We start from the raw sequence: 26,021 nt of genomic DNA, 5'->3' as shown, positions 1-26,021 counted from the left end.
CCGACACCACCGTCGAGACGCTGTCGAAGATGAAGCCCGCGTTCAAGAAGGACGGCGTCGTCACCGCCGGCAATGCCTCGGGCATCAACGACGGCGCCGCCGCCGTGGTGCTGGCCGAAGGCGGCCGCGTGAAGGCGCTGGGATTGAAGCCGCTGGCGCGCCTGGTCGGCTATGCACACGCCGGCGTCGAGCCCGCGTACATGGGTATCGGCCCGGTGCCGGCCACGCGCAAGGTGCTGGAGCGCACCGGCCTGAAGGTGAGCGACTTCGACGTGATCGAATCGAACGAGGCCTTTGCGGCGCAGGCCTGCGCGGTCATCCAGGAACTGGGCTTCGATCCGGCCAAGGTGAATCCGAACGGCTCGGGCATTTCGCTCGGCCACCCGGTGGGCGCGACCGGCGCGATCATCACCACGAAGGCGATTGCGGAGCTGCACCGCACGGGTGGCCGCTACGCGCTGGTCACGATGTGCATCGGCGGCGGCCAGGGCATCGCCGCCATCTTCGAGCGGGTCTGAGCTCGCCCCCAGGCTGCGCGCACTTCGTGTCGCTACGCCAACCCCCTACCGGGGGCAACACCTGCGGCCCGGCAAAGCCGGTTCCGCGGTGTTCCTGGACAATGTCCGAATGAACCTGCGCCAGCCATCCGTTGCCATCGACCCCGACGAGGTCGAGATCAGCGCCATCCGGGCGCAGGGCGCGGGCGGGCAGAACGTCAACAAGGTGTCGAGCGCGGTGCATCTGCGCTACGACATCCACGCGAGCTCATTGCCCGCCGACGTGAAGGAGCGGTTGCTCGCACTGCGCGACAGCCGCATCACGCAGGAAGGCGTCTTCGTGCTGAAGGCGCAGCAGCATCGCACGCAGGAGATGAACCGCGCCGATGCGCTGGCGCGCCTGCAGGCGGTGATCGACAGCGTGGCCACGCCGCCGCGCGTGCGGCGCGCCACCAAGCCGACCTACGGCTCGAAGCAGCGCCGGCTCGAAGGCAAGAGCCAGCGTTCGCAGATCAAGAACCTGCGCGGACCGGTGCGGGACTGACCGGCTTGCCGCCGCGCAGCCGCTTGATCTGCAGAGTCACGCCGACCAGATACAGCACACCGAGTACCGCGGTGATCGCCTTGAGCTCGGGCGCGTCCGCGTTGGGCAGCAGGGGGGCGCCCAGCGGCAGGCGGGTCAGGGTTTCGGTGAAGGCCGGAATCCAGTGGAACAGGAAGCTGGCCGAGAAAGCCACGGCTTCGACGTAGCGCGAGGCCTGGCCGAAGAAGGCGCCGCGGCCGGCGGCTGCACCCACGGCGAGCGCCACGAGCGTCAGGATGCCCAGTGCGTGCGGCTTGCCGAAGCCGCCGTGCTGGAAGATGCCGAAGCCGGTCAGGCAGGTCAGCACGGTGGTCCACACGAAGACCTGGCCCCAGCCGGTACGCAGCGTGATCTCCTTGTAGCGGAACAGGGCGATCAGCCCCGCAATGACGGCGACCAGGCTGATCGCGGTGTGAACAATGCCAAGGGACGTCAATCCCAGCCATCCTGTTGCTGCCATGCGGATCTCCTCGAAATCGTGGTGCGGCATTCTGGTGCCTTGCACGGAATTTGTGTCATTTGCTTGAAAAAGGAGGCCAAAAGTCCCCTCTTTACCGTTCTGAAATATGGACCAAGCAGAATCGAGGCCATGAGAGATTTCCTCCCCCGCGTCCTGTCGGCGCTCCTGCTCGTGCTGGCCGGCACGCTGCTCGCCGGCTGCGGGCCGGGCTCAGGGGCGGTGAAGGATGCCAATGTCGCCGCCGCGCCGGAGCTCAAGTGGGAAGCGCTGATCCCCAGGAACTGGGACCCGACCAAGCGCTACCGCAACATCAGCCTCGAAGCATTGCGCGACAACGATCCGCGTGCGATCCAGATGCTCGACGAGATGCGCGCCGTCTGGGACAACGCGCCGGTCAACGTGGCGCTCGACGGCACGGCCGTCAAGCTCTCGGGCTTTGTCGTGCCGCTCGACAACACGCAGGACGGCATTCGCGAATTCCTGCTGGTGCCGTACTTCGGCGCCTGCATCCACACGCCGCCGCCGCCGGCCAACCAGATCGTGCGCGTGATGGCGGCCGACACCGTCAAGGGCCTGCATGCGATGGACACGGTCAAGGTGAGCGGCATCCTGAAGGCCGCACGCTATGCCTCGGTGGACATGGGCGTGAGCGGCTACGAGATCAAGACCGCCTCGGTGGAGCGCTTCGTCGCGGCCCGGTCGAACTGAGCTTGCGCGCTCAGGTCATGCGCTGGGTCAGAAAGTCCAGGAACGACGTGATCCGTGCCGACAGCTGCGTGTTGCGGTAGTAGACCGCGTTGACCGGCTGGCGCACGTCGACCGTGTCCTTGGCCAGCACCTGCACCAGCGCACCGCTCGCACGGTCGGTGCCGGTCATGAAATCCGCCAGGCAGACGATGCCCGCACCGGCCAGTGCGAGCTGGCGCAGCGTTTCGCCGCTCGATGCCGCGAGCGTGGGTGCGATGGCCCACTCGTCGCCATGCACGCCGCGCAACGGCCAGCGGTTGAGCGATTCGGGCTGGGTGAAGCCCAGCAGCGTGTGGTCGGCCAGCTCGGCCACCTTGCGCGGCTTGCCGTGGGCTTCGAGGTACGCCGGGCTTGCCAGCACGCGCAGGCGGTGGGTGCCGAGCGGCCGCGCATGCAGCGTGGAATCGCGCAGCGGCCCGATGCGGATCGCGATGTCGGTGCGGCGCTCCAGCAGGTCGATGGGCAGGTCGTCGGTGTCGAGCTCGAGGTCGATCTGCGGAAAGAGCCTGCGGAACTCGGGCACCAGCGGCACGATGGCGTGCAGCATGAAGGGCGAGGCCGCGTTCACCCGCAGCCGCCCGGCCGGCTGCTGGCGGCGCGCGGCCATCTGCTCCTCGGCATCGTCGATGGCATCGAGGATGGCGCGCGTGCGCTGCAGGAAGGCCGCGCCTTCTTCCGTGAGCTCGAGGCGCCGTGTGGTGCGGCGCATCAGCGTGGTGGCCAGCTTCTGCTCGAGCCGGCTCAGGGCGCGGCTGATGCCCGAGACGGTTTGCCCGAGCTGCTCGGCCGCGGCGGTGATCGAACCGGTGTCCACCACGGTGCGGAACGCGACCAGTTCTTCGATGGTGGTTTTCATGGCGCCGGTATCAGGCCGCGGCTTCGGTCTCGGTGGGCAGGTCGATGCGCGGCATCAGCGCCGCGAGCGCTTCGCCGTCGGTGCGGTAGCTGAAGAGCATCGGCCCCGGCGCCAGCAGGCCGGCACGCTCGAGCACCTGCATCGCGGGCAGCTTGAGGCCGCTCAGGTGCAGGCGGATGCCCCTGGATTCCATCATCCGGCGGATCGAGCCGAACACCTCGGCGCCGGTGATGTCGATGCGGTTGATGGGCTGCGCGAACAGGCACACGTCGGTCAGTTCGGGGCGCTCGGCCAGTGCGACGGTGAGCGCGCGCTCGAGCGTGGAGGCCGAGGCGAAGTCGAGCTCGGCATCCATGCGCAGTGCATAGAGCTGTGGCGCCAGCGGCGGCAGCTTCCAGAGGTTGCGGTCGCGCAGGCTGCCGTCCGGATGCAGGCCCACTTCGATGATGCGCGGATGCAGGTGGCGGTACATGTAGTGCGCCAGGCTCGCGAGCAGCCCGCCGAGCACGCCCCAGTAGATGCTGGGCGCGGTGGCAATGGTGAGCACGAAGGTGCCGAAGGCAATGCCCGCCTCGATGCGCGACACGCGCCACAGCGCCGCAAAACTCGCGGGCTTCACCAGCCCCAGGATGGCCGTGACCACCACCGCCGCCAGCACCGCCTGCGGCACGTGATAGAGCAGCGGCATCAGCCACAGGAGCGCACCGGCCACCACTCCCACGCTGAAGAGCGTGGCCCAGCCGGTCTGCGCGCCCGCATAGAGCGTGATGGCCGAGCGCGAGAACGACGAGCTGGTCGGGAACGCACCCGAGAAACCCGAGGCCAGCTTGGCGAGGCCCTGGCCGATCAGGTCCTGGTTTTCGTTCCACAGCGTGCCGGCGCGCGCGTTGTCGACCTTGGCGCTCGACGCGGTTTCCAGGAAGCTCACCAGCGTGATCATCAGCGCGGGCAACACCAGCGCGCCGAGCGTGCTCAAGGGCAGCAGGCCGGGCCAGTAGAAAGAGGGCAGGCCCGACGGCAGGCTGCCCACCACGGCGCCGCCGCGCAATGCGTAGTTCATGACCCAGCTGATGGCCGCCGCGCCGGCCACCAGCGCCATCGTGGTCGGAAAGCGCGGCAACAGCCGCTTGCCGAGCCACAGCACCGCAATGCTGCCGAGGCCGAAGGCGATGGCCGTCAGGTCGGGCAGCGGGCCGCCCTGCAGGACCTGCGGAATGGTGCGCCCGGTGAAGCCCAGCAGCGAGGGCAACTGCGAGATGGCGATCAGCACCGCCGCGCCCTGCGTGAAGCCGATCAGCACCGGCGAATTGACGAGCCGCAGCAGCCAGCCGAAGCGCCCTGCACCCAGCACGATCTGGATGGTGCCGGACATCAGCGTGAGCCACACTGCCATCGCCACCCATTCGGCGCTGCCCGCCACCGCCAGCGGCGCCAGCGAGGCGCCGACCAACAGGCTGGTGAGTGCGGTGGGTCCGACCGAGAGCCGTTGCGAGGAGCTGAACATCACCGCGATCAGCGCCGGGAACAGCGCCGCATACACGCCGGTGACCAGCGGCATGCCGGCGAGTGCGGCATACGCCACGCCCTGCGGAATGACCATCAGCGCCACCGTGATGCCGGCCATCGCCTCGCTGCGCAGCAGCGCCGCGGAAGGGCGGGGCCATGCAAGACAGGGAACCCAGCGCGCGAGGCGCTGGCGCAGGGAAGAGGGGGAGGCAGCCGGGTTCATGAATCGTTACTGGCGCACGAGGGAAGCACGAAAGCACATGCGCGGTGCGCCGCGCGGGAGCAATGCGGGGGGCGCTGTCAGATCAGCGAAGTGGCGTTTTTGAGCACGTAGTCGCAGGCCTTTTCCTTCACCTTCGACGACAGCATCTTGAAATTGAGCGACTTGCCGTTACCGCCCTTGAGCAGTCCCTTGGCACCGTTCGCGAAGCCGGTCTCCTGCTGCTTCTGGCCGGTGATCTTGGCCAGCAGCTTGTCCTTGACCGAGGCCGCATCGCCGCCGAGGTAGTTGTTCTTGATGCAGTACTGCAGCACGCCGGCCGCGTTGCCGATGGTGCTGGAGCCGATGGCGGGCATCTTGAAGCCGAGGTTGCCGAGTGCGGAGCCGCCGCCTTGCGAACCGGCAGCGGCACTGGCCTGGTCCTTCAGCTGGTCGAGCAGGTCGTTGGCCTGCGCCGAGGCGCCTGCGGCGAGCAGGGCCAGGGCGATGAATGTGGAGCGGGCATGCATGGTGGTCTCCTGTAGCAAGCGAGGGTGGAGAAGCGCCCACCAGCATACCGGAGAGCTCAGTCTCCCCTTCGTGAAACACCGCGGAACCGGCTCCGCCGGGCCTCGAGCCTACATTTTTCGGGGAGCACGCTTCTCGAGCAGCGGTGTGCTCGTACCCTGCACGCCGACCAGCCCCAGCACGGTCACGAGCGAGTTCTGCGCACCCTTCCAGCCGTCGGTCACGTCGATCCACTCCGACAGCGCATGGAAGCCACCGGTCTTGCCGCCAGCGCCGATGATGATGGCCGGGATGCCGAGCGACATCGGCACATTGGCATCGGTGCTCGCGCCCGACAGCAGGGTCTTGTGGCCGAAAGCCGTGTTCGAGCGGGTGGCTGCCTCGACGATCACCGTGTCGGATTGCGTGCGGCCGCCGGGCCGGTCGCCGATCAGCTTGTGGCTCGCGCTCAGCGTCGTCACGTTCCAGCGCTTGTTCTCTTCGACCACCGCCTCGTCGATGGCCGCGAGGATCTTCTTCTCGGTTTCGAGCAGTGGCGCCATTTCGTCGGAGCGGATGTCGAYCGCCATGCGCGCATCGGGCGCGATGGTGTTGACCGAGGTGCCGCCRCCCACGGTGCCGACCGTGAACGTGGTCTTCGGGAAGCTGGGCGTGCGGACCTCGGCGATCTTGGCGATCGCGCGGCCCATGCCGTGGATCGCRCTGGGCACCTGGCCGAAGGCGCCGAAGCTGTGGCCGCCCGGRCCCTTGAAGGTGACTTCGTAGCGGTGGCTSSCSGTGCCGAGMAYCAGSACMKKGCCSTCGGSYGMGGGYTCSAGTCCGACCATGCCRTCGATGTCGAGGTGGTCGCGGAAGATGGCCTTGATRCCGCGCAGGTTGCCCAGCTCTTCCTCGCCGACGTTGCCGACGATCAGCAGGTCGCCCACCGTCTGCACCTTGTTGTCGTTGAGCACCTTGAGCCACGACAGCAGCACCGAGAGGCCGCGCGTGTCGTCCGAGATGCCGGGTGCGTAGAGCCGGCCGTCGCGCTCCTTCACCTTCACATCGGTGCCGGCGGGAAACACCGTATCGAGGTGGGCCGAGATCAGCAGCTTCGGGCCGTTGCCCGTGCCCTTGCGCAGGCCGACCACATTGCCTTCGGCGTCGATCTTCGCGTCGGCGAGGCCCAGGGCCTTCATGCGCGCAAGGAAGGCTTCGGCGCGCTTCTGTTCCTTGAAGGGCGGTGCCTCGATCTCCGTCAGCATCTTCAGGTCCTCGACCGCGCGCTCGTGGTCGGCCTTGACCGCCTCCAGCAGCTTCTGGATCGCGGGCGAAGCCATCAGCTGGGTGTAGGTCCTGTCGACCTCAGGGCTGACCTGCGCCGGCGTGGGCGCGACGGCCGTGCTCTGCGCATGGACGCCATGCGCAGAGCACAGCGCGGCGAGAACGAGGGGGGCGAGACGGAGCGCGTGGAGCGAACGGGACATGGGCGGAAGGTCCTTCTTTGTCGTGATGAACAGGCGAAGCGGCCATTGTTCCGCAGCCCTTCCGCGCGCGCGTCGCGGAAAACACCCCCTACGGGCCGCCCAGCGACACCAGGGCTGCGAGCGCCGCGGTCTCGGCGCGCAGCACGCGCAGCCCGAGCGTGACCGGTGCAAAACCGCGTGCGATGGCTTCCTGCTCCTCGGCGGCGCTGAGGCCGCCTTCGGGGCCGCTCAGCACGAGCACACCGCGGTTGTCCGGGGCCTGTGCCGCGATGGCCGTGGCAACGCTCCGCGTGCCCTCGGCCAGGCTCAGCACGAAGCGTGCGGCAGTGCCTTCGTCACCAGCACCTTGCGCATCGATCCAGCCGGAGCTGCCCGAAAAAGACCGCACCGGATGAATCACCGGCACGCGGTTTCGGCCGCATTGCTCGCAGGCTGCGATGGCGATGGCTTCCCAGTGCGCCCGCTTCTTCTCGGCGCGCTCGCCTGAAAGCCGGAGCACACCATGGGCCGTGGCCAGCGGCTGGATGCTCGCGACACCCAGCTCCGTGGCTTTCTCGACCAGCCAGTCCATGCGCTCGTTGGCCGGCATGCCGACGGCAAGGTGCACTGCGCGGGCCGCTTCGCGCTCGACCGGCCGGTGGGCACCGACCGTCACCGAGACGTCGCTGCGGCCCATGCGTTCGACCGTGGCTTCGTACTCGCCCCCCGAACCGTCGAACAGGGTCAGCGCGTCGCCGGGCTGCATCCGCAGCACCTGCACATGGCGTGCAGCCCCAGCCGGCAGCGCAAATGCGGCACCGGCGTTCAGCGGCACAGAGCAGTGAAAACGGGGCATGCTATGAAATCAGGAGCGATAGACGGCCGTTGTACGGGCGTCACAGGCGGTTCTTTTTAAGCTTTTCTTCAGACTCGGCCATAGGCGAAGCCGGTGACTGCCGTGCTGCCCTCGACCTCGTCGATCACGCGCAGCAGCGGCGTCAGCTCCATGTACCGGCTCGCGGTGGCGCGGATGTAAGCGATGAAACGCGGCGTGTCGGCCAGGTAGCGGGGCTTGCCGTCCCTCAGCGTGAGGCGGGCGAAGATGCCGGCAACCTTGAGATGGCGCTGCAGGCCCATCCATTCCACCGCCCGGTAGAAGGCGCCGAAATCGGGGTCGACCGGCAGCCCGGCCTTGCGCGCCGCCTGCCAGTAGCGCACGGTGATGTCGAGCACGAATTCCTCGTCCCAGCTCAGGAAGGCGTCGCGCATCAGGCTGGCGATGTCGTAGGTGATCGGGCCGTAGACCGCATCCTGAAAATCGAGCACGCCCAGGGCCGTCGAGCCGCCGCCGGGCCGCCCCGAGGCGGCGAGCGCCCCCTCGGGGGGCAGCGAGGACACGCCAGTGCCGAGCGTGGGGGCCACATTCATCATCAGGTTGCGGGGCATGAAGTCGCGGTGCACGTAGACGCTGGGCGAGGCGAGGTTGCTCTCCACGATCAGCTTGAAGCTGCGTTCGAGCCGCTCCTTCAGCTTGCCCTCGATGGCCACGCCGCGGTGGCGCCCGATGTACCACTCGGGAAAGAGCGCCAATTCGCGCTCGAGCAGCGCGCGGTCGTAGGGCGGCAACACGCCGGGCCGGGAGGCCAGCTGCCAGCGGATCAAGGCGTCGATGGCCTGGTCGTAGAGCGGGCGGCTGGCATCTGCCTGGGCCGGATCGATCACGTCGAGCATGGTCTCGCGGCCCAGGTCGTCGAGCAGCAGGAAGCCGTTCGGGCGGTCCCACTCGAGCACCTGCGGCGCGGTCACGCCGGCCTCGGCCATCAGCTTGGCCACCTGAACGAAGGGATCGCTGTTCTCCTTGTCCGGCGGGGCGTCCATCACGATGCGCGTCGGCGCCGCGGGCAGGGTGGTGTCGACGCGGAAGTAGCGGCGAAAGCTCGCATCGGCCGAGGCGAGCCGCACCGTGTCCGGCAGCAGATGGTGGGCGGCTGCAATGCCGGACAGCCAGCTCCGGAACACTTCGGCCCGCTGCGGATCTGTCCAGAGAATGGTCTCGGAGGGGCGTGGGGCCAATGAGGCCGGGGGCGGGGGTGCTGTCATGGATAATCGATTCTACAAATCCGCCTGGCGCGGCAACCCCTCCGGTCGGCCACCGATCGAACAGGTTGCTGCCGGCCCCTGCAACCCGCCGGCCTGCCGCGCCGTCTCCCCCGACGATCTTTCGTTCCGAACCGATGCCTACGACCCAACGCCTTCACGCTTGGCACCTTGTGCGCTCGCTGCTCTCCTCGGGGGAGCAGCGGGCTTTCCTCGGAACGGCCAGGCAGGAGGCTTGATGAGCCGACGTGTTGCCCTGCGACGCTCCAGTCCGCCGCTGCCGCTGGCCGTGTTGTCGCTCGCGCTGCTCCATGCGCATGGCGCCTCCGCGCAGCCCGCCGGCGGGCTCGACGGTCCGCTGACGCTCAAGCGCACCCCGCTGCTCACCGAAACGGTGCCGCCCACGGAGCGCGGCCAACTGCCCAGCCTCGTCACCGGCGACCGCATGTCCGGCCGCCCCGACCTCGAAACCGTGGTCGAGGGCAATGCCACGTTGCGGCGCGGCCCCGTCGCCATCACCGCCGACCGCCTCGAGTACTACCAGCCCGACGACCGCGCGAAGGCCACGGGCAACGTGCGGGTCAACCAGGCCGGCAACGTGTACGAGGGACCCGAGTTGGAGCTCAAGCTCGAGACCTTCGAAGGCTTCTTCAACAACGTACGCTACCGCTTTCTGGCGAACGGCGGGCATGGTGATGCGGAGCGCATCGATTTTGTCGACGCCAACGTGTCGATCGCCCGGCGCGCCACCTACACCACCTGCCGCCGCGAAGACTTCCCGGGCTGGATGCCGGCCTGGATGCTGACCGCGGCCACGATCACCACCGACACCGAGGAAAACGAGGGCGTCGCCACCAACGCGCGCCTGAGTTTCATGGGCATCAGCACGCCGCCGATCCCGAGCGTGAGCTTCCCGTTGTCCAACGCGCGAAAGAGCGGCCTGCTGCCGCCCACGATCGGCATCGACAACACCAACGGCGTCGAGATCGCGCAGCCGTACTACTGGAACATCGCGCCCAATCGCGACGCCACGTTCACGCCGACGGTCATGAGCAAGCGCGGCGTCAACCTGGGCAGCGAATTCCGGTACCTGGAAAAGGAATACAGCGGCAGCATCCGCCTGGACCTGATGGGCAGCGACCGCCTGGTGGGCCAGCGCTACAACGAGTTGCACGCCTCCGAGCTCCAGCAACTGGCCGATGGAAAAATCCAGGCCAAGGACCTGACGGCGCGACCCGGCAGCACCAAGCGCTGGGGCCTCTGGGCGAACCACCACCAGGATTTCGATGCCAAGGCGCTCGGCCTCGATTCGCTGTCGGCCAACATCAACATCAACCGCGTCAGCGACAACGACTACTGGCGCGACTTCACGCGCACGCCGACGCTGGCGCAGCGCCAGCTGTCGAACGATGCGGCGCTCAACTGGAGCAAGGGCGACTGGAGCGGCGGTATCCGTGCGCTGCGCTACCAGACGCTGCAGTACAACCTGTCGCCCATCGTGCCGTCGTACGACCGGATGCCGCAGATCACGGCCAACTACAACAAGTACGACTGGCACGGCTTCGACGTCTCGCTGAACCTCGACTACACGCGTTTCCGTGTCAACACCATCCTGAGCGGCCAGCCGGGCTTCGACATCAACCAGCAGTCGCAGCCCGATGGGGACCGGGCCCTCGCGGTGGCCTCGATCAGCCGGCCGTTCATCACGCCGAGTTCCTTCGTCATTCCGAAGCTGCAGCTGCACGCGACTTCGTACAACTACTACCTGCCGCAGGCGGACATTCCGAAGCTCACGCTCAATGGGGTCCAGTACGTCAACGGCGTGCCCTACAACGCGAATTCGCTGTATTTCTTCCCGACCTCGTCCAACCGGACGGTGCCGACCTTCAGCCTCGACAGCGGCCTGATCTTCGAACGCGACGCCAGCTACTTCGGCCGCGCTTTCCGCCAGACGCTGGAGCCGCGCGCGTACTACGTCTACACGCCGTACCGCAACCAGAGCATGCTGCCGAACTACGACTCGGCGGCCAACGACTTCAGCTTTGCGACCATCTATACCGAGAACGCCTTCTCGGGCAACGACCGCGTCTCCGACACCAACGCGCTCACGCTGGGCGTGACCTCCCGCCTGATCGACCCCGACACCGGCGTCGAGGCGGCGCGTGTCGGCATTGCGCAGCGGCTGCGCTTCGCCGACCAGAAGGTCACGCTGCCCGGTGGCGTGCCGGTGACCGACCGCGCGAGCGATTTCCTCGTCGGCGGCCAGGTCAACTGGACGCCGAAGTGGAGCACGGACGCCGTCGTCCAGTACAACCCCGACACCCGCCGGTCGACCCGCTCGGCCATCAGTGCGCGATACAACCCCGAGCCGTACCACAACCTCAGCGTGGCGTTCCGCTACCAGGCACCGAGCGCGGCGTACCAGGCCGCGAAGCTGGCCGACCCCAACACCACGGTGGCGAACGACGGCAACAAGTCGATCGACTTCGGCTGGCAGTGGCCGCTCAACGACCTGTGGGGCGACAAGGGCAAGAACCTCGGCCCCGGCAAGGGCCAGGGCGGCGGACGCTGGTACGCGGTGGGCCGTCTCAACTACGACCTGCAGGACAAGAAACTCACGGACGGCGTGCTTGGCCTCGAGTACGACGGCTGCTGCTGGATCGGGCGCGTGGTGCTGCAGCGCATCACCACCGGCCAGGTGACGGCCAACACCCGCATCATGTTCCAGCTCGAATTTGTCGGCTTCTCCAGCATCGGGTCGAGCCCGATGCAGACCTTGCGGCAGAACATCCAGCGCTACGAACCCCTGCGCCAACCTGGCGAAGCACCGAGCCGCTTCACCAATTACGACTGAGACGACTGACTGAGCAACGCCATGAAACACATCCGTTCCATCATCACCCTGGGCTGCCTTGCGGCAATGGCTGCAACGTCGGGTGCGCAGGGCTTGCGCCCTGGCAGCGGCATCACGGACATCATGCGCGCCGGTCCACGCCTCGGCCCACCCGCGGCGCGCGCCCCGGCCGCGCCCGCAGCGGCACCCGTGCAGCGCTCGGCGGAGTACATCGTCGCGCTGGTCAACTCCGAGCCGATCACCAACACCGAGGTGCAATCGCGGGTGACGCGTCTGCTCAGGGAAAACGCCGACGCTGAACGCGTGCCGCGTGCCGAGCTCACGCGGCTCGTGCTCGAGCGCCTGATTTCGGAGCGTGCACAGCTCCAGGTCGCGAAGGAAAACGGCATCAAGGTCGACGAAGTGGCGATCGACCAGGCCGAGCAGACCGTGGCGCGCCAGAACGAGATCAGCCTGGTCGAGTTGCGCCGCCGCGTGGCCGCCGAAGGCATCGGGCTGCGGGAATTCCGCAACGACCTGCGCGACCAGCTGCTGCTCACGCGCCTGCGCGACCGCGAAGTCGAATCGAAGGTCAAGATCAGCGATACCGAGGCCGACGAATACCTGCGCGACCAGCGCAATTCGACCGTCAAGAACGCAGCCTTGCAGAACATCAATCTCGCGCAGGTGCTCGTGGCCTTGCCCGAGAACGCCACCGAAGCGCAAGTGGCCGCCGCCCAGAAAAAGGCGCAGGGCATCGCGGAGCGCGCCCGTTCCGGCGAAGACTTCGCCAAACTGGTGCGCGAGACCTCCGATTCGCCCGACCGCGCCAATGGCGGCGCGATCGGCATGCGCAGCGCCGACCGCTATCCGCCGCTGTTCGTCGACGCCGTGCAGTCGACCGCGCTGAACGGCATTGCCGGACCGGTTCGCTCCAGCGCCGGCTTCCATGTGCTCAAGGTCCTGGCCAAGGCGCAGATCGGCTCGCTCGACGCGACCGTCACGCAGACCCAGGTGCGCCATATCCTGCTGCTCAACGATCCCAAGCGCACGACAGCGCAGGCGGTGGCGCAGCTCGCGGAGTTCAAGCGTCGCCTGCAGGCCGGTACCGCCGAATTTGCCGGCCTCGCACGCGACAACTCGCAGGACGCCAGCGCCAAGGAAGGCGGCGACCTCGGCTGGTCGCGTCCGGGCCAGTTCGTGCCCGAGTTCGAAGAGGCCATGGACCGGCTCGCGCCGGGCCAGATCAGCGACCCCGTGGTGTCGCGCTTCGGCGTGCACCTGATCCAGGTGGTCGGCCGCCGCGACGCCAAGCTGAGCCAGTCGGAGCAGCGCGAAGCCGCTCGCAACGTGCTGCGCGAACAGCGGGTCGAAGAGGCCTTCACCACCTGGGTACAGGAAGTGCGCGCACGCGCCTACGTCGAGTACCGCGAAGCGCCGCAGTCTTGATGGCACACATCGCCAGGAAGCGATTCGGGCAGCATTTCCTGTCCGACGGCGGGATCATCGATGCGATCGTGCACGAGATCGCGCCCCAGCCCGGCGATGCAATGGTCGAGATCGGGCCGGGGCTCGCGGCGCTCACGCAGCCGCTGGTCGAGCGGCTCGGTCGCCTGACGGTCATCGAGCTCGACCGCGACCTCGCCAAGCGCCTGCGCGACCATCCGCAACTCGACGTCATTGAATCCGACGTGCTGAAGGTGGATTTCGCCGAGCTGGCGGCCAAGGCGTCGAAGCCGCTGCGCGTGGTCGGCAACCTGCCCTACAACATCTCGACGCCGATCCTGTTCCACCTGCTGGGCTTTGCCCACCTGATCGCGGACCAGCACTTCATGCTGCAAAAGGAAGTGATCGACCGCATGGTGGCCAAGCCCGCCACGTCGGACTACAGCCGCCTGAGCGTGATGCTGCAGTGGCGTTACGACATGGAAAACGTGCTGTTCGTCCCGCCCGAAAGCTTCGACCCGCCGCCGCGCGTGGACAGTGCCGTGGTGCGCATGGTGCCGCTGGCCCAGCCGCCGGCCGTCGATGCGACGCGGCTCGGCGAGATCGTGCAGATCGCCTTCAGCCAGCGCCGCAAGATCATGCGGCACACACTGGGCAAATGGCTGGAGCAGCACGGCTTCACGGGCGAATTCGACGCCCAGCGCCGCGCTGAGGAGGTGCCGGTGGCCGAATACGTTGCGCTGGCCCAGGCCGTTCCTCCATGAAAAAAGCCCGTCGACGACGGGCTTTTTGGTTGAAGCGGGCTGCTGCAGTTACGCGGCGGCCAGCCAGTACCCCGCGTTGAAGGGGCTGCTCATGCGCAGCGCCAGGGGCGAAACGTCGACCAGTTTGTCGGTCGGCATTTTTTCGCCGGCCGGCTCGGTGCTGGCGGCTGCCGTTGCTGCGGCGGTGTTGTTGACTTCGATGCCATCGAGGGTTTCAGCATTTGGCTGAGCCTCGTTCGCCCGTTCTGCTTGGCTGGTGGATGCAGAACGGGCTACAGAAAAGAATAGAAGCACCGGAAGGGGACCTTGCGGTCGCCCCAGTAGTCCGAGGCGTCGCGGAAGATGTCGAGCAGCTGCTCGCGCGCTTCCTTGTCGAACTTGGCATTGGCCGGGATCTGCTCGAGAACGATGACAAAACCAGGCTGCGGGCCCGATTTATGCAACGGGTCGGTCATGCAGTCGTACAGCGCGTCGAAGTTCTTGCCGAAGTGCGCCGGGAAGGTGAACTGCTGGGCGATCAGGTCCAGCACGTCCTGCTTGGTCTGGGCATTGCCCAGGTTCGCATACAGGAAGTGCTGGCCGGCCGCGTTGGCGGCGTCCTGCAGGTCGTTCACGCGGAACGCGCGGATCGATTGCACGATGTTCGGGCGTACGGCACGAAGGGATAGGGTCATCTCCGCTGGTCTTTCCATAGTCATCATCATTTCTTCGGGGCGCTTCGGGGCGCCGCTCAGGTCGTTTTCATCGCTCATGGCGCAATCCGTCTGAAACTTGCATAGTGGTCTGCCGTGTACCAGCAGGCCTCGGGTGTCGTGGGCTGCTCGCCGCCGCAGACGATTCGTTGGGCCCCCCGGCTGCGGGAACCGGGTGTTGCCACCGTGTACTCGCGGTAGTGGCCACGCCGCGCTGGCGGCAGGAGACGCTCGCGATTGCCAAATACCGTGCCGTCCTTTTCGTACCGGAAGGGGCCGCCGCTCAGGATGGCCTGGTAGGTTCGCTGGCCCTGGACCGGCAGATCGGTCAGCGCAATCGATCCCTCAGCGGACGTTTTTCCGGCGCCGAACCATCCGCGGGCCTCGGCCCCCGTCGCCAACGCCACCAGCATCAAGCTGGTGAGCGCAAACTTTGTGACAGAGGACGTGATCGAGGCGTAAGCCGCCATGGGACACCACAAGAAAAGAGCGGGGGGTTTCGAATTGCGCTCAACCTCGGGGTTAACCCGCAAATTCAAGCCCGCGAGTGTGCACCACGCTGGCGAAAATAGCAAGCGACTGCCCAAAGTTTGAGCAGTCGCGAGGGGCGAAAGTGGCGCCTGAAGTTGGTGTCCACTCTCTCCAAATGGCCTATCTCTCGGCGTTTGCGTCAGCCACTGTCAAGGCCGTCATGTTCACGATACGCCGAACAGTTGCGCTGGCCGTGAGAATATGCACAGGTTTGGCCGCTCCCAGCAGCACCGGGCCAATCGCGATGTTGCCGCCTGCCGCCGTCTTGAGCAGGTTGTACGAAATGTTGGCCGCGTCGATGTTCGGAAAAACCAACAGATTGGCATCGCCCGCCAGTGCGCTGTGCGGCATGACGACGGCGCGCTGCTTGCTGTCCAGCGCGACGTCGCCGTGCATTTCGCCGTCCACTTCGAGCCAGGGCGCCTGCACGCGCAGCAGGTCGAGCGTCTTGCGCATCTTGATGGCGCTGGGCTCGTTGCTGGTGCCGAAATTGGAATGCGACAGCAGCGCCGCCTTGGGCTTCAGGCCGAAGCGCATCATTTCCTCGGCCGCCATCGTCGTGATCTCGGCCAGCTCTTCGGGCGAGGGGTCGTAGTTGACGTGCGTGTCGACCAGGAACACCTGGCGGTCGGGCAGCAGCAGGCCGTTCATGCAGGCGTACACCGGCACGTCCTGCGGCGTGCTCTCGCAGCCGCCGGGGCGCTTGCCGATCACCTGGTCGATGTAGTGCAGGTGGATCAGCGTGGTGCCCCAGGTGCCGCAGATCATGCCGTCGACCTCGTCCTTGTGCAGCAGCATCGCGCCGATCAGCGTGAGGCGGCGGCGCATCTCGATCTTGGCGGTCTGCACCGTCTGGCCCTTGCGCTCGGTCATGCGGTGGTAGGTTTGCCAGAAGTCGCGGTAGCGGTGGTCCTGCTCGACGTTGACGATGTCGTAGTCCAGCTCTTCCTTCAGGCGCAGGCCGAATTTCTCGATGCGCTGGGCAATGACGGCCGGGCGGCCGATCAGCGTGGGGCGGGCGATGCCTTCGTCGACCACGATCTGCGCGGCGCGCAGCACGCGTTCTTCCTCGCCCTCGCAATAGGCCACCCGCTTCTTCTGCGCCCGGCGGGCCGCTTCGAAGATCGGCTTCATCGTCGTGCCCGAGGCGTAGACGAAGTTCTGCAGCTTGTCGCGGTAGGCGTCCATGTCCTTGATCGGACGCGACGCCACGCCGCTTTCCTCGGCCGCCTTGGCCACGGCCGGCGCGATCTTCATCATGAGACGCGGATCGAAGGGCTTGGGGATCAGGTATTCGGCGCCGAAAGACAGCTTTTCGCCGACGTAGGCGGCCGCCACGCGCTCGCTCTGCTCGGCTTGCGCCAGCTCGGCAATGGCACGCACCGCGGCGATTTCCATCTCGTCGGTGATCGTGGTCGCTCCGCAGTCGAGCGCGCCACGGAAGATGTACGGGAAGCACAGGACGTTGTTGACCTGGTTCGGGTAGTCGGTGCGGCCCGTGGCCATGATCACGTCGCTGCGCACCGCATGGGCGTCTTCGGGGGCGATTTCGGGATTCGGATTGGCCAGCGCGAAGATCACCGGCTTGGCGGCCATCTTCGCCACCATCTCTGGCTTCAGCACGCCGCCGGCCGACAGGCCGAGGAACACGTCGGCACCGACGATCACTTCCGACAGCTTGCGCAGGTCGGTTTTTTGCATGTACTGGCGCTTGTCGTCGTCCATCAGCTCTTCGCGGCCTTCGTAGACCACGCCGGCCAGGTCGGTGACGAACACGTTCTCGCGCTTCAGGCCGACCTTGAGCAGCAGGTTCAGGCAGGCCAGCGCCGCGGCGCCCGCGCCCGAGGTGACCAGCTTGACCTCGGCGATGTCCTTGCCCGCGACCTTCAGGCCGTTGAGCATGGCGGCGGCCACGGTAATGGCCGTGCCGTGCTGGTCGTCGTGGAACACCGGGATCTTCATGCGCTTGCGCAGCTCGCGCTCGACGTAGAAGCAGTCGGGTGCCTTGATGTCTTCGAGGTTGATGGCGCCGAAGGTGGGTTCCAGCGCAGCGATGATCTCGACCAGCTTGGCCGGGTCCTTCTCGTCGATCTCGATGTCGAACACATCGACGCCGGCGAACTTCTTGAAGAGAACGCCCTTGCCTTCCATCACCGGCTTGGAAGCCAGCGGGCCGATGTCGCCCAGGCCCAGCACCGCGGTGCCGTTGCTGATGACGCCGACGAGGTTGCCGCGCGACGTGTACTTGAAGGCGTTGGCCGGGTCCTTGACGATTTCCTCGCAGGGCGCGGCCACGCCGGGCGAATACGCCAGCGACAGGTCGCGCTGGTTGAGCATCTGCTTGGTCGCCGCGATGGCGATCTTGCCGGGAACGGGAAACTCGTGGTACTCGAGGGCGGCACGGCGCAGCTCGGCGCGCTTGTCTTCGGGCGTGGGAGTCGATGAGGTCGAGGGGGTCGAATCTGACATGTGCCGTAGCTCCTGGTGGCGCTTCTTCTGGGGGCGCCGATTGTAGACCTCGGTCCGGAAAGCCATACGCCGCATGGCCGGTGTGAAGCATGACCAAAAGCAAGGGGCGTTGTCAAAGCGATGTGGCAATATGCACGGTTAAGACAAAACCTGACGAGGAGCGACCATGGCCCTGATGGATTTCATCAAGAAACAGTTCATCGACATCATCCAGTGGACCGAGACCGGCGATGGCACGCTGGCCTGGCGTTTCCCGATGGCCGAGATGGAAATCCAGAACGGTGCCTCGCTCACCGTTCGCGAGTCGCAGGTTGCCGTCTTCGTCAACGAAGGCAAGGTCGCCGACGTGTTCGGCCCCGGCATGTACAAGCTCACGACGCAGACCCTGCCCGTGCTCACGTACCTGAAGAACTGGGACAAGCTCTTCGAGTCCCCCTTCAAGAGCGACGTCTACTTCTTCAGCACCCGCCAGCAGGTCGACCAGAAGTGGGGCACGCCCCAGCCGATCACCATCCGCGACAAGGACTTCGGCGCCGTGCGCCTGCGCGCCTTCGGCAACTACTCCTTCCGCATCGGCGATGCCAAGGTCTTCCATACCGAGATCTCCGGCACGCGCGACATCTACAGCGTGGCCGACCTCGACGGCCAGCTGCGCGGCCTGGTGCTGCAGAACATCAGCAACGCCATCGCCTCCAGCGGCGTGCCCTTCCTCGACCTCGCGGCCAACCAGATCCAGTTCGCGCAGGCGCTCGCCGCGCAGCTCGTGCCCGAGTTCGAGAAGATCGGCATCAAGCTCGAGAACATCACGGTCCAGAACGTCTCGCTGCCCGAAGAGCTGCAGAAGATCCTCGACCAGAAGATCGGCATGGGCATGGTCGGCAACGACATGGGCAAGTTCATGCAGTACCAGACGGCGCAGGCGATCCCGAAGTTCGCCGAAGGCGCAGCCAACGGTGGCGGCATTGCCGGCGACGCGATGGGCCTCGGTGCCGGCGTGGCGCTTGGCCAGGTGCTGGCGCAGAACCTCGCACAGGGCCTGAGCCCGAACGCGGCCGCAGCGGCCGCGGCCACCACCACGGCAGCCTCCCAGCCCGCCGTGGCCGTGGTGAGCCCCGCCGACGTGATGACCACGCTCGAAAAACTCGGCGAGCTCAAGGCCAAGGGCATCCTGACCCAGGAAGAGTTCGACGCCAAGAAGGCGGACCTGCTCAAAAAACTCGTCTAACCGCGCGCTATGTCCCCGATAGCGCCTGACGCCCGCTCGACGGGCGTCGGAAGCCTCATTGGCTTGAGAAAATCGTGGCCCTCCAAGCCATGGCGCGTGCGCCATGGCTGAAGAAAACGGCAATCAACGCTACTACCGCGCGCCCTGCCCCGGCTGCGGCGCACCGGTCGAATTCCGCTCGGCGCAATCGACGCACGCGGTCTGTCCCTACTGCCAGAGCACCGTCGTGCGCCAGGGCGATACGCTCGCGCGCACCGGCAAGATGGCCGAGCTGTTCGACGACTTCAGCCCGCTGCAGTTGTTCGCCGCCGGCCGCATCCAGGACAAGCCCTTCACGCTGATCGGGCGGCTGCAGTACACCTACCCCGGCGGCCGCTGGACCGAATGGATCGCAGCGCTCGACGGCGACCGCACCGCCATCCTCAGCGAGGACAACGGCGCCTACGTCTTCGCGCTGCCCTTCGACCTGCAGCGCGCCGCGCCGCCGTGGACCGAGTTGCGCGTCGGCGCCACCACCGCCTTCGCGGGCCAGAGCTACACCGTCACCTCGAACGAGCAGGTGGCGCTGACGTCCGCGCAAGGCGAGTTGCCGCACCTGCCCGAACTCGGCCGTCCCTTCGCCATGGTCGAGCTGCGCAACGACAAGGGGCTGGTGCTCAGCATCGACTACGGCACCCCCACGCCCAGCGCCTGCCTCGGCCGCTCGGTGCAGCTCGAGGACCTGCAGCTCACCGGCCTGCGCGACGAATCCGCAAAGGACGAAAAAGGCCGCAGCTTCAACTGCCCCAACTGCGGCTCGCCGGTCACCGTCAACCTGGCCGACAGCAAGAGCATCACCTGCGGTTCGTGCAACAGCATCATCGACCTGTCGCAAGGCATCGGCGGCGAACTCAAGCATGCAGCGCAGGACGAACCCGTGCGTCCCCTCATCGCGCTCGGCACCATGGGCCAGCTGCAGGGGGCACAGTGGCAGGTGGTCGGCTTCCAGCACCGCATGGGCACCGAGCCCGGCGACGACGAGATGTTCGGCTGGGACGAATACCTGCTCTACAACAAGAAGCGCGGCTTCAGCTTCCTGGTCGACGCCGAGGACGGCTGGAGCATGGTCAAGCCGACCACCGGCGCGCCGGTGCTGGCCGCGAGCGGCAGCACCGCCACCTACCTCAACAAGCGCTACCAGCAGCAATACGCCTACAACGCCGAGACCACCTACGTGGCGGGCGAGTTCTACTGGCAGGTCGAGCGCGGGCAGAAAACCTTCAACCGCGACTTCGCCAGCGGCGGCGCGCTGCTGTCGATGGAGCGCTCGGCCAACGAGCTGACCTGGTCCTCGGGCACCAAGCTCGACAGCGGCGTGGTGGCGACCGCCTTCAAGCTCGACGCCAAGAAGGACATGTTCAAGCGCGGCGATGCGCTGCCCGTGAGTGCCGCGTCCGGCCTGGGCTGCGGCACGATCATTCTCATCGTCGTCGTCATCATCATCCTGTTGATCATCCTGAGCACCTGCAGCAGCACCAGCGGTGCCGGCGGATACCGCAGCACGGGCGGCTCGTACGGTGGCTATTCCAGCGGTGGCGGCCACAAATGACGAAGATGTCGCTCATCTCACTTACTACTACTACGACTGGAGGTCCCCCATGGGATTTGAATGGCTGAAACCGGGCGTGGTCCTCGGATCGCTCGTGTACGCGCTGATCGGCGTGGTGATCTTCTGGCTCTGCTTCCTGATCATCGACAAGATCACGCCCTATGACCTGTGGGGCGAGATCGTCGAGAAGCAGAACGTGGCGCTGGGGCTGGTCGTCGCCGCCATGAGCCTCGGCATCTGCATCATCGTCGCCGCAGCAATCCATTGAGCGAGGAGGCGGCCATGTCCGCGCGCCCTGCCGACGCGCGCGGCCCGCAGCCCGTCGAAATCGCCCTGCTCGCCAGCGTGTTCGTGGTCGCGGCCTGCGGGCTGGTCTACGAACTGAGCGCAGCGGCGCTGAGCTCCTACCTGCTCGGCGACTCGGTGCTGCAGTTCAGCACCATCATCGGCACCTACCTGTTCGCGATGGGCRTGGGCTCCTGGCTCTCGCGCTATTTCGACCGCCAGCTGCCGGCGCACTTCCTTCGCATCGAGTTGCTCGTGGCGCTGATCGGCGGCGCGCTGCCGGCGATCCTGTTCCTGGCGAACGCCTACGTGCCGAGCGCCTTCCGGTTGCTGCTCTACGGCCTCGTGATGGTCGTCGGCACGCTGGTCGGGCTCGAGATCCCGTTGGTGATGCGCATCCTGAAGCGCAACATCGTGCTCAAGAACCTGGTGTCGCAGGTCCTGACCTTCGACTACCTGGGCGCGCTGGCGGTGTCGGTGGCGTTTCCGCTGATCCTCGTGCCGCAGCTCGGCATGATCCGCACCGGCCTCCTGTTCGGCTTCATGAACGCCGCGGTGGCGGTGTGGGCCCTCTGGCTGTTTCGCCATGAGCTGCGCCGCATCGGCGCACATGCGCTGGCCTGCTTTCTGGCGCTGGCCGCGCTGCTCGGCGCCTTCATCGGGGCCGATCACATCACCACGCTGGCGGAAGACAAGTTCTACCAGGACCGCATCGTGTTCAGCGCCACGTCGCCCTATCAGCGCATCGTGGTCACGCGCGGCCAGCTCGGCCACCGCCTGTTCCTGAACGGCAACCTGCAGTTCGCCGAACGCGACGAGTACCGATATCACGAGGCGCTGGTGCATCCGGTGATGGCCGCGCAGGGTGCGCCCAAGAAGGTCGCGGTGCTCGGCGGCGGCGACGGCATGGCGGTGCGCGAGATTCTCAAGTACCCCTCGGTCGAGTCGGTCACGCTCGTGGAGCTCGACCCGAACATGACCCAGCTCTTCACCGCGCATGAAACGCTGTCCGCGCTCAACGGCCATTCGCTGTCGTCGCCCAAGGTGAAGATCGTCAACACCGATGCCTTCCAGTGGCTGCAGCAACCCGGCGACATGTTCGATGTCATCGTGGTCGACTTTCCGGACCCGACCAACTTCGCGATCGGCAAGCTCTACACCAACAGCTTCTACGCGCTGCTCGAAAAGCGCCTCTCGGCCAGCGGCTATGCGGTGGTCCAGACCACCTCGCCGCTGGTGGCGCGCAAGAGCTACTGGACCGTGGCGACGACCATCGAGTCGGTCGGCTTGCGGGTCACGCCCTACCACGCGCATGTGCCGAGCTTCGGCGAGTGGGGCTACATCATCGCGAGCCGCCGGCCCTATCGGATGCCCAATGCGCTGCCTTCGGGCCTGCGCTTCCTGTCGCCGTCGACGCTCCCCTTGATGTTCGACTTTCCGCTCGACATGGCACGCGTGCCGACCGAAGTGAATCGCCTGTCGAACCAAACCCTTGTCACCACTTACGAACAAGAGTGGGGCAAGGTCATGGCCCACTAGCCCCGCCATGCAACGGCGCGATTTTCTCGGCGTGGCTGGTGCGGCGGGCGCCCTGGCGCTGGCTGGCTGCGAAGCACCGCTGCCGCCCATCGACGGCGGCTTCACCGGCATCGATGTCACGCGCGGCCATGCGATGCGCGACGGCGCGCTCAAGAGCCAGGCACCCGCGACCGTGAAGCGTACGCGCGTGGTGATCGCCGGCGGCGGCATCGCCGGCCTCGCCGCCGCCCGTGCGCTGCGGCTCGCCGGCATCGACGACTTCGCCCTGCTCGAACTCGAAGACACCGCCGGCGGCAATGCGCGCGGCGGCACGGTCAACGGCATCGCCTGCCCGCTCGGCGCGCACTACCTGCCGGTGCCTGGCGACGACGCACGCGAGGTGCAGGACCTGCTCGAGGAAATCGGCCTGCGCCGCCGTGTGGCGGGCCGCTGGGAGTACGACGAGCGCAACCTTTGCCACAGTCCGCAGGAGCGCCTCTTCTTCCATGGCGAATGGCAGGACGGTCTGCTGCCCGTGCACGGCGTGGGCGTCGACACGATCGCGCAGTACCGCAAGTTCGCGCAGCGCATCGACGCGCTGCAGCACGCCGCGCACTTTGCCATTCCCACCCTCAAGGTGGCGATCACGCCCGAACTGCTGGCGCTCGACGCCATCGCCTTTTCAAGCTGGCTCGACAGCGAAGGTTTCAGCGACGTGCAACTGCGCTGGTACCTCGACTACTGCTGCCGCGACGACTACGGCGCGGGCATCGAACAGGTCTCGGCCTGGGCTGGCATCCATTACTTCGCGAGCCGGCACGGCTTCCACGCGCCGGGCGATCCGAGCGGCAGCGCCAACGATGTGAATCCCGAGCGCGATGGCGTGCTGACCTGGCCCGAAGGCAACGGCTGGCTCACGAAGCAACTGGCCGCACCGCTCGGCGACCGGCTCCGCACGGGCCAGGTCGTCACGCGCATCGCCGAGCTGCGCGGCGGTGTCGAGGTCGATGCGTGGGATGCCGCATCGAAATCGCTGGTGCGCTGGCAGGCCGAGCGCTGCATCGTCGCGCTGCCGGTGTTCATCGCCGCGCGCGTGGTCGAGAACGCGCCGGAGGTCTTGAAGCACGCTGCCGCGCATGTGCGCTACGCGCCCTGGCTGGTGGCCAACGTGCACCTGCGCGGCCCGCTGGCCGACCGGGCCGGCGCCGCGCCAAGCTGGGACAACGTGATCTACGGCACGCGCGGCCTCGGGTATGTCGATGCGCGCCATCAGACGCTCGATCCCACGCCGAGAGGCACCGTGCTGAGCTGGTACCGGCCGCTGGGCCCGAGCGGCCACGACACCGCCGATGGCCGGCGCCTGCTGCTCGACCGCCCCTGGACCGGCTGGCGCGACGACCTGCTCGCCGAACTGTCGGTGCCGCACCCTGACCTGCCCTCGCTCGCCACGCGCGTCGAGATCACGCGATACGGCCACGCCATGTCCATTCCCCGGCCGGGCCTGCTCGCGCAGATCGGCTCGCAACGCACGGCGCCCGACGCGACCCACCGCGGCAGCGTTGTCGCGGGCCGCCTGTCGTTCGCGCATGCCGAYTGGTCGGGCTACTCGATCTTCGAGGAAGCGTTCACCCGCGGGCACCTGGCGGGGTCGAGCCTGGCATGAAGACGCTGGTGCTCGGCGGCTACGGCAACTTCGGTGCGCGCATCTGCCGCGCGCTGGCGTTGGATGCCGGCATCGCGCTGTTGATCGGTGGCCGGGATCTGGAGCGGGCAACGGCCTTTGCGCAATCGCTGGGCGGCCATGCGCGCGGCGTTCGCGTCGACGCCCAGTCGCCCGATCTCGCGCAAGGCCTGGGCTACCTGGGCGTCGATCTCGTCATCCATACCGCAGGCCCGTTCCAGAACCAGGACTACCGCGCGCCCCAAGCGGCGGCGGCGGCCGGCGCTCACTACATCGACCTGGCCGATGGCCGCCGCTTCGTCTGCGATTTCCCCGCTGCGCTGGACGCCACCTTCCGCAGCGCAGGCCGGACAGCCATTGCCGGCGCCAGCACCGTGCCTGCGCTTTCATCGGCGGTGGTCGACCATCTCTCGGCCGGCTGGCAAAGCATCCGCAGCATCGACATCTGCATCGCGCCGGCACAAGGCGCGCCGCGCGGCGAAGCCACGCTCGCCGGCGTGCTCGCCTACTGCGGCGAGCCGATCCGCGTCTGGCAGGACGGCCAATGGACCGACCAGCCTGGCTGGGCCAACCCGGCGAAGGTGCAGTTCGCGCGCATGCGGCCGCGCCGCGGCGCCTTGTGCGACATCCCCGATCTCGAGCTCTTTCCTGCGCGCTATGCCGGCGTTCAGTCCGTCATGTTCCGGGCGGCACTCGAAGTCGGCCTCGCGCAGCATGCCTTCGCCTTCATGGCTTTCATGCATCGCGCAGGTCTGCTGCCCGCGCCGCAAAAGCTCGCGCCGCTGCTGCATTCCACGGGCCGCGTGCTCGATGCGTTCGGCACCGCGCTGGGCGGCATGGCGGTGCGCGTCGAGGGCACGGATGCACAGGGCGCTGCGGTGCGTCGCGCCTGGCACATCGCCGCCGACGACAACCACGGCCCCGAGATCCCCTGCATGGCCGCCATCCTGCTGGCCCGCCGGCTCGCGCGCGGTGACGCGCTGCCCACCGGCGCGCACGCCTGCGCCGGCCTGCTCACCCTCCCGGAGTTCGAGCCCGAGTTCGCGCGCTGGGGCATGGTGACCGATGTGATCGACGAGGCGTCACCCACTTCATGACACATCCCGTCGAAGACGATCGCCTGCTGCGCTTCAGCCTCGTCGCGGTGTGGCTGTTCACGGCCGTCGCCAGCATCGTGGAACTCGACGGACAGAGCCGCCGGGTGCTGGCCGAGGCCGGCATCGCATCGCCGTCCTGGCTGGTTCAGCTGCTGATCGTCGGCGGCGCAGCGGCAGACCTTGCCGTCGGCCTCGCGCTGTGGTGGCGACCCGGGCGCGGCAGCTACCTCGCGGCCTTCGGCCTGCTGCTGCTCATGACCGCGGTGGCGACCTTCCTCCAGCCCACCCTGTGGCTGCATCCGCTGGGCCCGCTGCTGAAGAACCTGCCGATCGCCGCCCTTCTCTGGCACCTGTGCCGGCGCACGACGCCATGAATACCTACCTCGTCCTCAAGTGGCTGCACATCGTCTCCAGCGTGCTGATGGTCGGCACGGGGCTGGGCTCGGCCTTCTACATGTTCTTTGCCAACCGCAGCGGCAGCGTGCCGGCGCAGGCGGTGGTGAGCCGGCTGGTGGTGCGGGCCGACTGGTGGTTCACCACGCCCACCGTCATCCTGCAGCCGGCCACCGGTCTCGCGCTGGCCCACATGGCGGGCTGGCCGCTGTCCACGCCGTGGCTTGCCGTGTCGCTGCTGCTGTTCGCGGTCGCGGGCGTCTGCTGGCTGCCGGTGGTGTGGCTGCAGATCCGCATGGCGGCGATGGCCGGGCAGGCACACCGCGACGCCGTGCCGCTGCCGCCGCGGTATGCCCGCTACCAGCGCTGGTGGGAGCTGCTCGGCTACCCGGCCTTCGTGGCCATGGCTGTTGTGTTCTACCTGATGGTGAACAAGCCGCAACTTTCATTCTGAGATGAAACCACGCTTTTCGATTCGTTGCGTTGTGCGTTTAGTGCTTTGTTCAGGGTGCGCTCACGCCGACGGTGTGCTCTGCTCCGCGAATGTCCCCCGGCGCGGCCTAGGGCCGCATGCCTCCTCC

General features: G+C 67.3%; 25 protein-coding genes. 14 read left to right on the top strand and 11 right to left on the bottom strand.

Features of this window, described 5'->3' with window-relative positions:
* Together AC1DXX_RS28335 and arfB are read left to right on the top strand one after the other, a co-directional pair.
* A partial coding sequence (locus tag AC1DXX_RS28335; RefSeq protein WP_478137540.1) for a thiolase family protein occupies positions 1-518 on the top strand: 518 nt, incomplete at its 5' end.
* A 109-nt stretch (positions 519-627) separates the two neighbouring features.
* Entirely contained in the window at positions 628-1,041 is a 414-nt protein-coding gene (gene arfB, locus AC1DXX_RS28330; protein ID WP_478137539.1) for an alternative ribosome rescue aminoacyl-tRNA hydrolase ArfB, read from the top strand.
* On the opposite strand, the gene AC1DXX_RS28325 is transcribed toward arfB, so the two are convergent.
* A complete protein-coding gene (locus tag AC1DXX_RS28325; protein WP_478137538.1) occupies positions 1,010-1,540 on the bottom strand; it encodes a hypothetical protein in 531 nt (176 codons plus the stop codon). The genes arfB and AC1DXX_RS28325 overlap by 32 nt on opposite strands.
* 129 nt (positions 1,541-1,669) lie before the next feature.
* Here AC1DXX_RS28325 and AC1DXX_RS28320 point away from each other — a divergent pair, with 129 nt between their 5' ends.
* Positions 1,670-2,248, top strand: a complete 579-nt coding sequence (locus tag AC1DXX_RS28320; protein WP_478137537.1) for a DUF3299 domain-containing protein — start codon at positions 1,670-1,672, stop codon at positions 2,246-2,248.
* Between the two features lie 10 nt (positions 2,249-2,258).
* Here AC1DXX_RS28320 and AC1DXX_RS28315 read toward each other — a convergent pair whose 3' ends face one another.
* From AC1DXX_RS28315 to AC1DXX_RS28290, 6 genes are all read right to left on the bottom strand, one after another.
* Positions 2,259-3,143 carry a LysR substrate-binding domain-containing protein gene (locus AC1DXX_RS28315; protein ID WP_478137536.1) on the bottom strand — a complete coding sequence of 295 codons (885 nt, stop codon included), beginning with the start codon at positions 3,141-3,143 and terminating at the stop codon, positions 2,259-2,261.
* A 10-nt stretch (positions 3,144-3,153) separates the two neighbouring features.
* On the bottom strand, positions 3,154-4,872 hold the full coding sequence (locus AC1DXX_RS28310; RefSeq protein WP_478137535.1) for a SulP family inorganic anion transporter: 1,719 nt from the start codon (positions 4,870-4,872) through the stop codon (positions 3,154-3,156).
* 77 nt (positions 4,873-4,949) lie between these two features.
* Positions 4,950-5,378, bottom strand: a complete 429-nt coding sequence (locus AC1DXX_RS28305; RefSeq protein ID WP_478137534.1) for a DUF2501 domain-containing protein — start codon at positions 5,376-5,378, stop codon at positions 4,950-4,952.
* A 108-nt stretch (positions 5,379-5,486) separates the two neighbouring features.
* On the bottom strand, positions 5,487-6,842 hold the full coding sequence (locus AC1DXX_RS28300) for a M20/M25/M40 family metallo-hydrolase (protein ID WP_478137533.1): 1,356 nt from the start codon (positions 6,840-6,842) through the stop codon (positions 5,487-5,489).
* 88 nt (positions 6,843-6,930) lie between these two features.
* Complete coding sequence (locus tag AC1DXX_RS28295) at positions 6,931-7,677, bottom strand: 16S rRNA (uracil(1498)-N(3))-methyltransferase (RefSeq protein ID WP_478137532.1); 747 nt, start codon at positions 7,675-7,677, stop codon at positions 6,931-6,933.
* 68 nt (positions 7,678-7,745) lie between these two features.
* Positions 7,746-8,921, bottom strand: coding sequence for an aminoglycoside phosphotransferase family protein (locus AC1DXX_RS28290; RefSeq protein ID WP_478137531.1), 1,176 nt, complete (start codon positions 8,919-8,921; stop codon positions 7,746-7,748).
* Positions 8,922-9,156: 235 nt separating this feature from the next.
* Here AC1DXX_RS28290 and AC1DXX_RS28285 point away from each other — a divergent pair, with 235 nt between their 5' ends.
* The 3 genes from AC1DXX_RS28285 to rsmA are packed head-to-tail and all read left to right on the top strand — an operon-like array spanning position 9,157 to position 13,961.
* The gene (locus AC1DXX_RS28285; protein WP_478137530.1) at positions 9,157-11,772 is read left to right on the top strand and encodes an LPS-assembly protein LptD; all 2,616 of its coding nucleotides are present in this window, start codon (positions 9,157-9,159) and stop codon (positions 11,770-11,772) included.
* Positions 11,773-11,793: 21 nt separating this feature from the next.
* On the top strand, positions 11,794-13,200 hold the full coding sequence (locus tag AC1DXX_RS28280; RefSeq protein ID WP_478137529.1) for a peptidylprolyl isomerase: 1,407 nt from the start codon (positions 11,794-11,796) through the stop codon (positions 13,198-13,200).
* Complete coding sequence (gene rsmA / locus AC1DXX_RS28275) at positions 13,200-13,961, top strand: 16S rRNA (adenine(1518)-N(6)/adenine(1519)-N(6))-dimethyltransferase RsmA (protein WP_478137528.1); 762 nt, start codon at positions 13,200-13,202, stop codon at positions 13,959-13,961. Before AC1DXX_RS28280 ends, rsmA begins: the two co-directional genes overlap by 1 nt.
* 48 nt (positions 13,962-14,009) lie before the next feature.
* Here the strand turns inward: rsmA and AC1DXX_RS28270 are convergent, their stop codons facing one another.
* The 4 genes from AC1DXX_RS28270 to AC1DXX_RS28255 all read right to left on the bottom strand — a co-directional run bounded on the left by AC1DXX_RS28270 (position 14,010) and on the right by AC1DXX_RS28255 (position 17,653).
* Complete coding sequence (locus tag AC1DXX_RS28270; RefSeq protein ID WP_478137527.1) at positions 14,010-14,255, bottom strand: hypothetical protein; 246 nt, start codon at positions 14,253-14,255, stop codon at positions 14,010-14,012.
* On the bottom strand, positions 14,234-14,659 hold the full coding sequence (locus AC1DXX_RS28265) for a barstar family protein (protein ID WP_086011111.1): 426 nt from the start codon (positions 14,657-14,659) through the stop codon (positions 14,234-14,236). The genes AC1DXX_RS28270 and AC1DXX_RS28265 overlap by 22 nt, the downstream gene beginning before the upstream one ends.
* 50 nt (positions 14,660-14,709) lie before the next feature.
* The gene (locus tag AC1DXX_RS28260; RefSeq protein WP_478137526.1) at positions 14,710-15,123 is read right to left on the bottom strand and encodes a guanyl-specific ribonuclease; all 414 of its coding nucleotides are present in this window, start codon (positions 15,121-15,123) and stop codon (positions 14,710-14,712) included.
* 181 nt (positions 15,124-15,304) lie between these two features.
* Positions 15,305-17,653 carry an NADP-dependent malic enzyme gene (locus tag AC1DXX_RS28255; protein WP_478137525.1) on the bottom strand — a complete coding sequence of 783 codons (2,349 nt, stop codon included), beginning with the start codon at positions 17,651-17,653 and terminating at the stop codon, positions 15,305-15,307.
* Between the two features lie 166 nt (positions 17,654-17,819).
* Here AC1DXX_RS28255 and AC1DXX_RS28250 point away from each other — a divergent pair, with 166 nt between their 5' ends.
* The 8 genes from AC1DXX_RS28250 to AC1DXX_RS28215 all read left to right on the top strand — a co-directional run bounded on the left by AC1DXX_RS28250 (position 17,820) and on the right by AC1DXX_RS28215 (position 25,894).
* On the top strand, positions 17,820-18,878 hold the full coding sequence (locus AC1DXX_RS28250) for an SPFH domain-containing protein (RefSeq protein ID WP_478137524.1): 1,059 nt from the start codon (positions 17,820-17,822) through the stop codon (positions 18,876-18,878).
* A gap of 103 nt (positions 18,879-18,981) precedes the next feature.
* Positions 18,982-20,466, top strand: coding sequence for a DUF4178 domain-containing protein (locus AC1DXX_RS28245; RefSeq protein WP_478137523.1), 1,485 nt, complete (start codon positions 18,982-18,984; stop codon positions 20,464-20,466).
* 49 nt (positions 20,467-20,515) lie between these two features.
* Positions 20,516-20,734, top strand: a complete 219-nt coding sequence (locus tag AC1DXX_RS28240; protein WP_093055038.1) for a DUF350 domain-containing protein — start codon at positions 20,516-20,518, stop codon at positions 20,732-20,734.
* Between the two features lie 14 nt (positions 20,735-20,748).
* Complete coding sequence (locus AC1DXX_RS28235) at positions 20,749-22,290, top strand: polyamine aminopropyltransferase (RefSeq protein WP_478137522.1); 1,542 nt, start codon at positions 20,749-20,751, stop codon at positions 22,288-22,290.
* A gap of 7 nt (positions 22,291-22,297) precedes the next feature.
* The gene (locus AC1DXX_RS28230; protein ID WP_478137521.1) at positions 22,298-23,932 is read left to right on the top strand and encodes an FAD-dependent oxidoreductase; all 1,635 of its coding nucleotides are present in this window, start codon (positions 22,298-22,300) and stop codon (positions 23,930-23,932) included.
* The gene (locus AC1DXX_RS28225) at positions 23,929-25,047 is read left to right on the top strand and encodes a saccharopine dehydrogenase family protein (RefSeq protein ID WP_478137520.1); all 1,119 of its coding nucleotides are present in this window, start codon (positions 23,929-23,931) and stop codon (positions 25,045-25,047) included. The genes AC1DXX_RS28230 and AC1DXX_RS28225 overlap by 4 nt, the downstream gene beginning before the upstream one ends.
* On the top strand, positions 25,044-25,421 hold the full coding sequence (locus tag AC1DXX_RS28220) for a DoxX-like family protein (RefSeq protein WP_478137519.1): 378 nt from the start codon (positions 25,044-25,046) through the stop codon (positions 25,419-25,421). The genes AC1DXX_RS28225 and AC1DXX_RS28220 overlap by 4 nt, the downstream gene beginning before the upstream one ends.
* On the top strand, positions 25,418-25,894 hold the full coding sequence (locus AC1DXX_RS28215; RefSeq protein WP_478137518.1) for a DUF2269 family protein: 477 nt from the start codon (positions 25,418-25,420) through the stop codon (positions 25,892-25,894). Before AC1DXX_RS28220 ends, AC1DXX_RS28215 begins: the two co-directional genes overlap by 4 nt.
* Positions 25,895-26,021 lie beyond the last annotated feature (127 nt).

It is taken from the genome of Variovorax sp. P4_B10, assembly GCF_056402375.1.
This window is presented reverse-complemented; position numbering and strand designations above follow the sequence as displayed.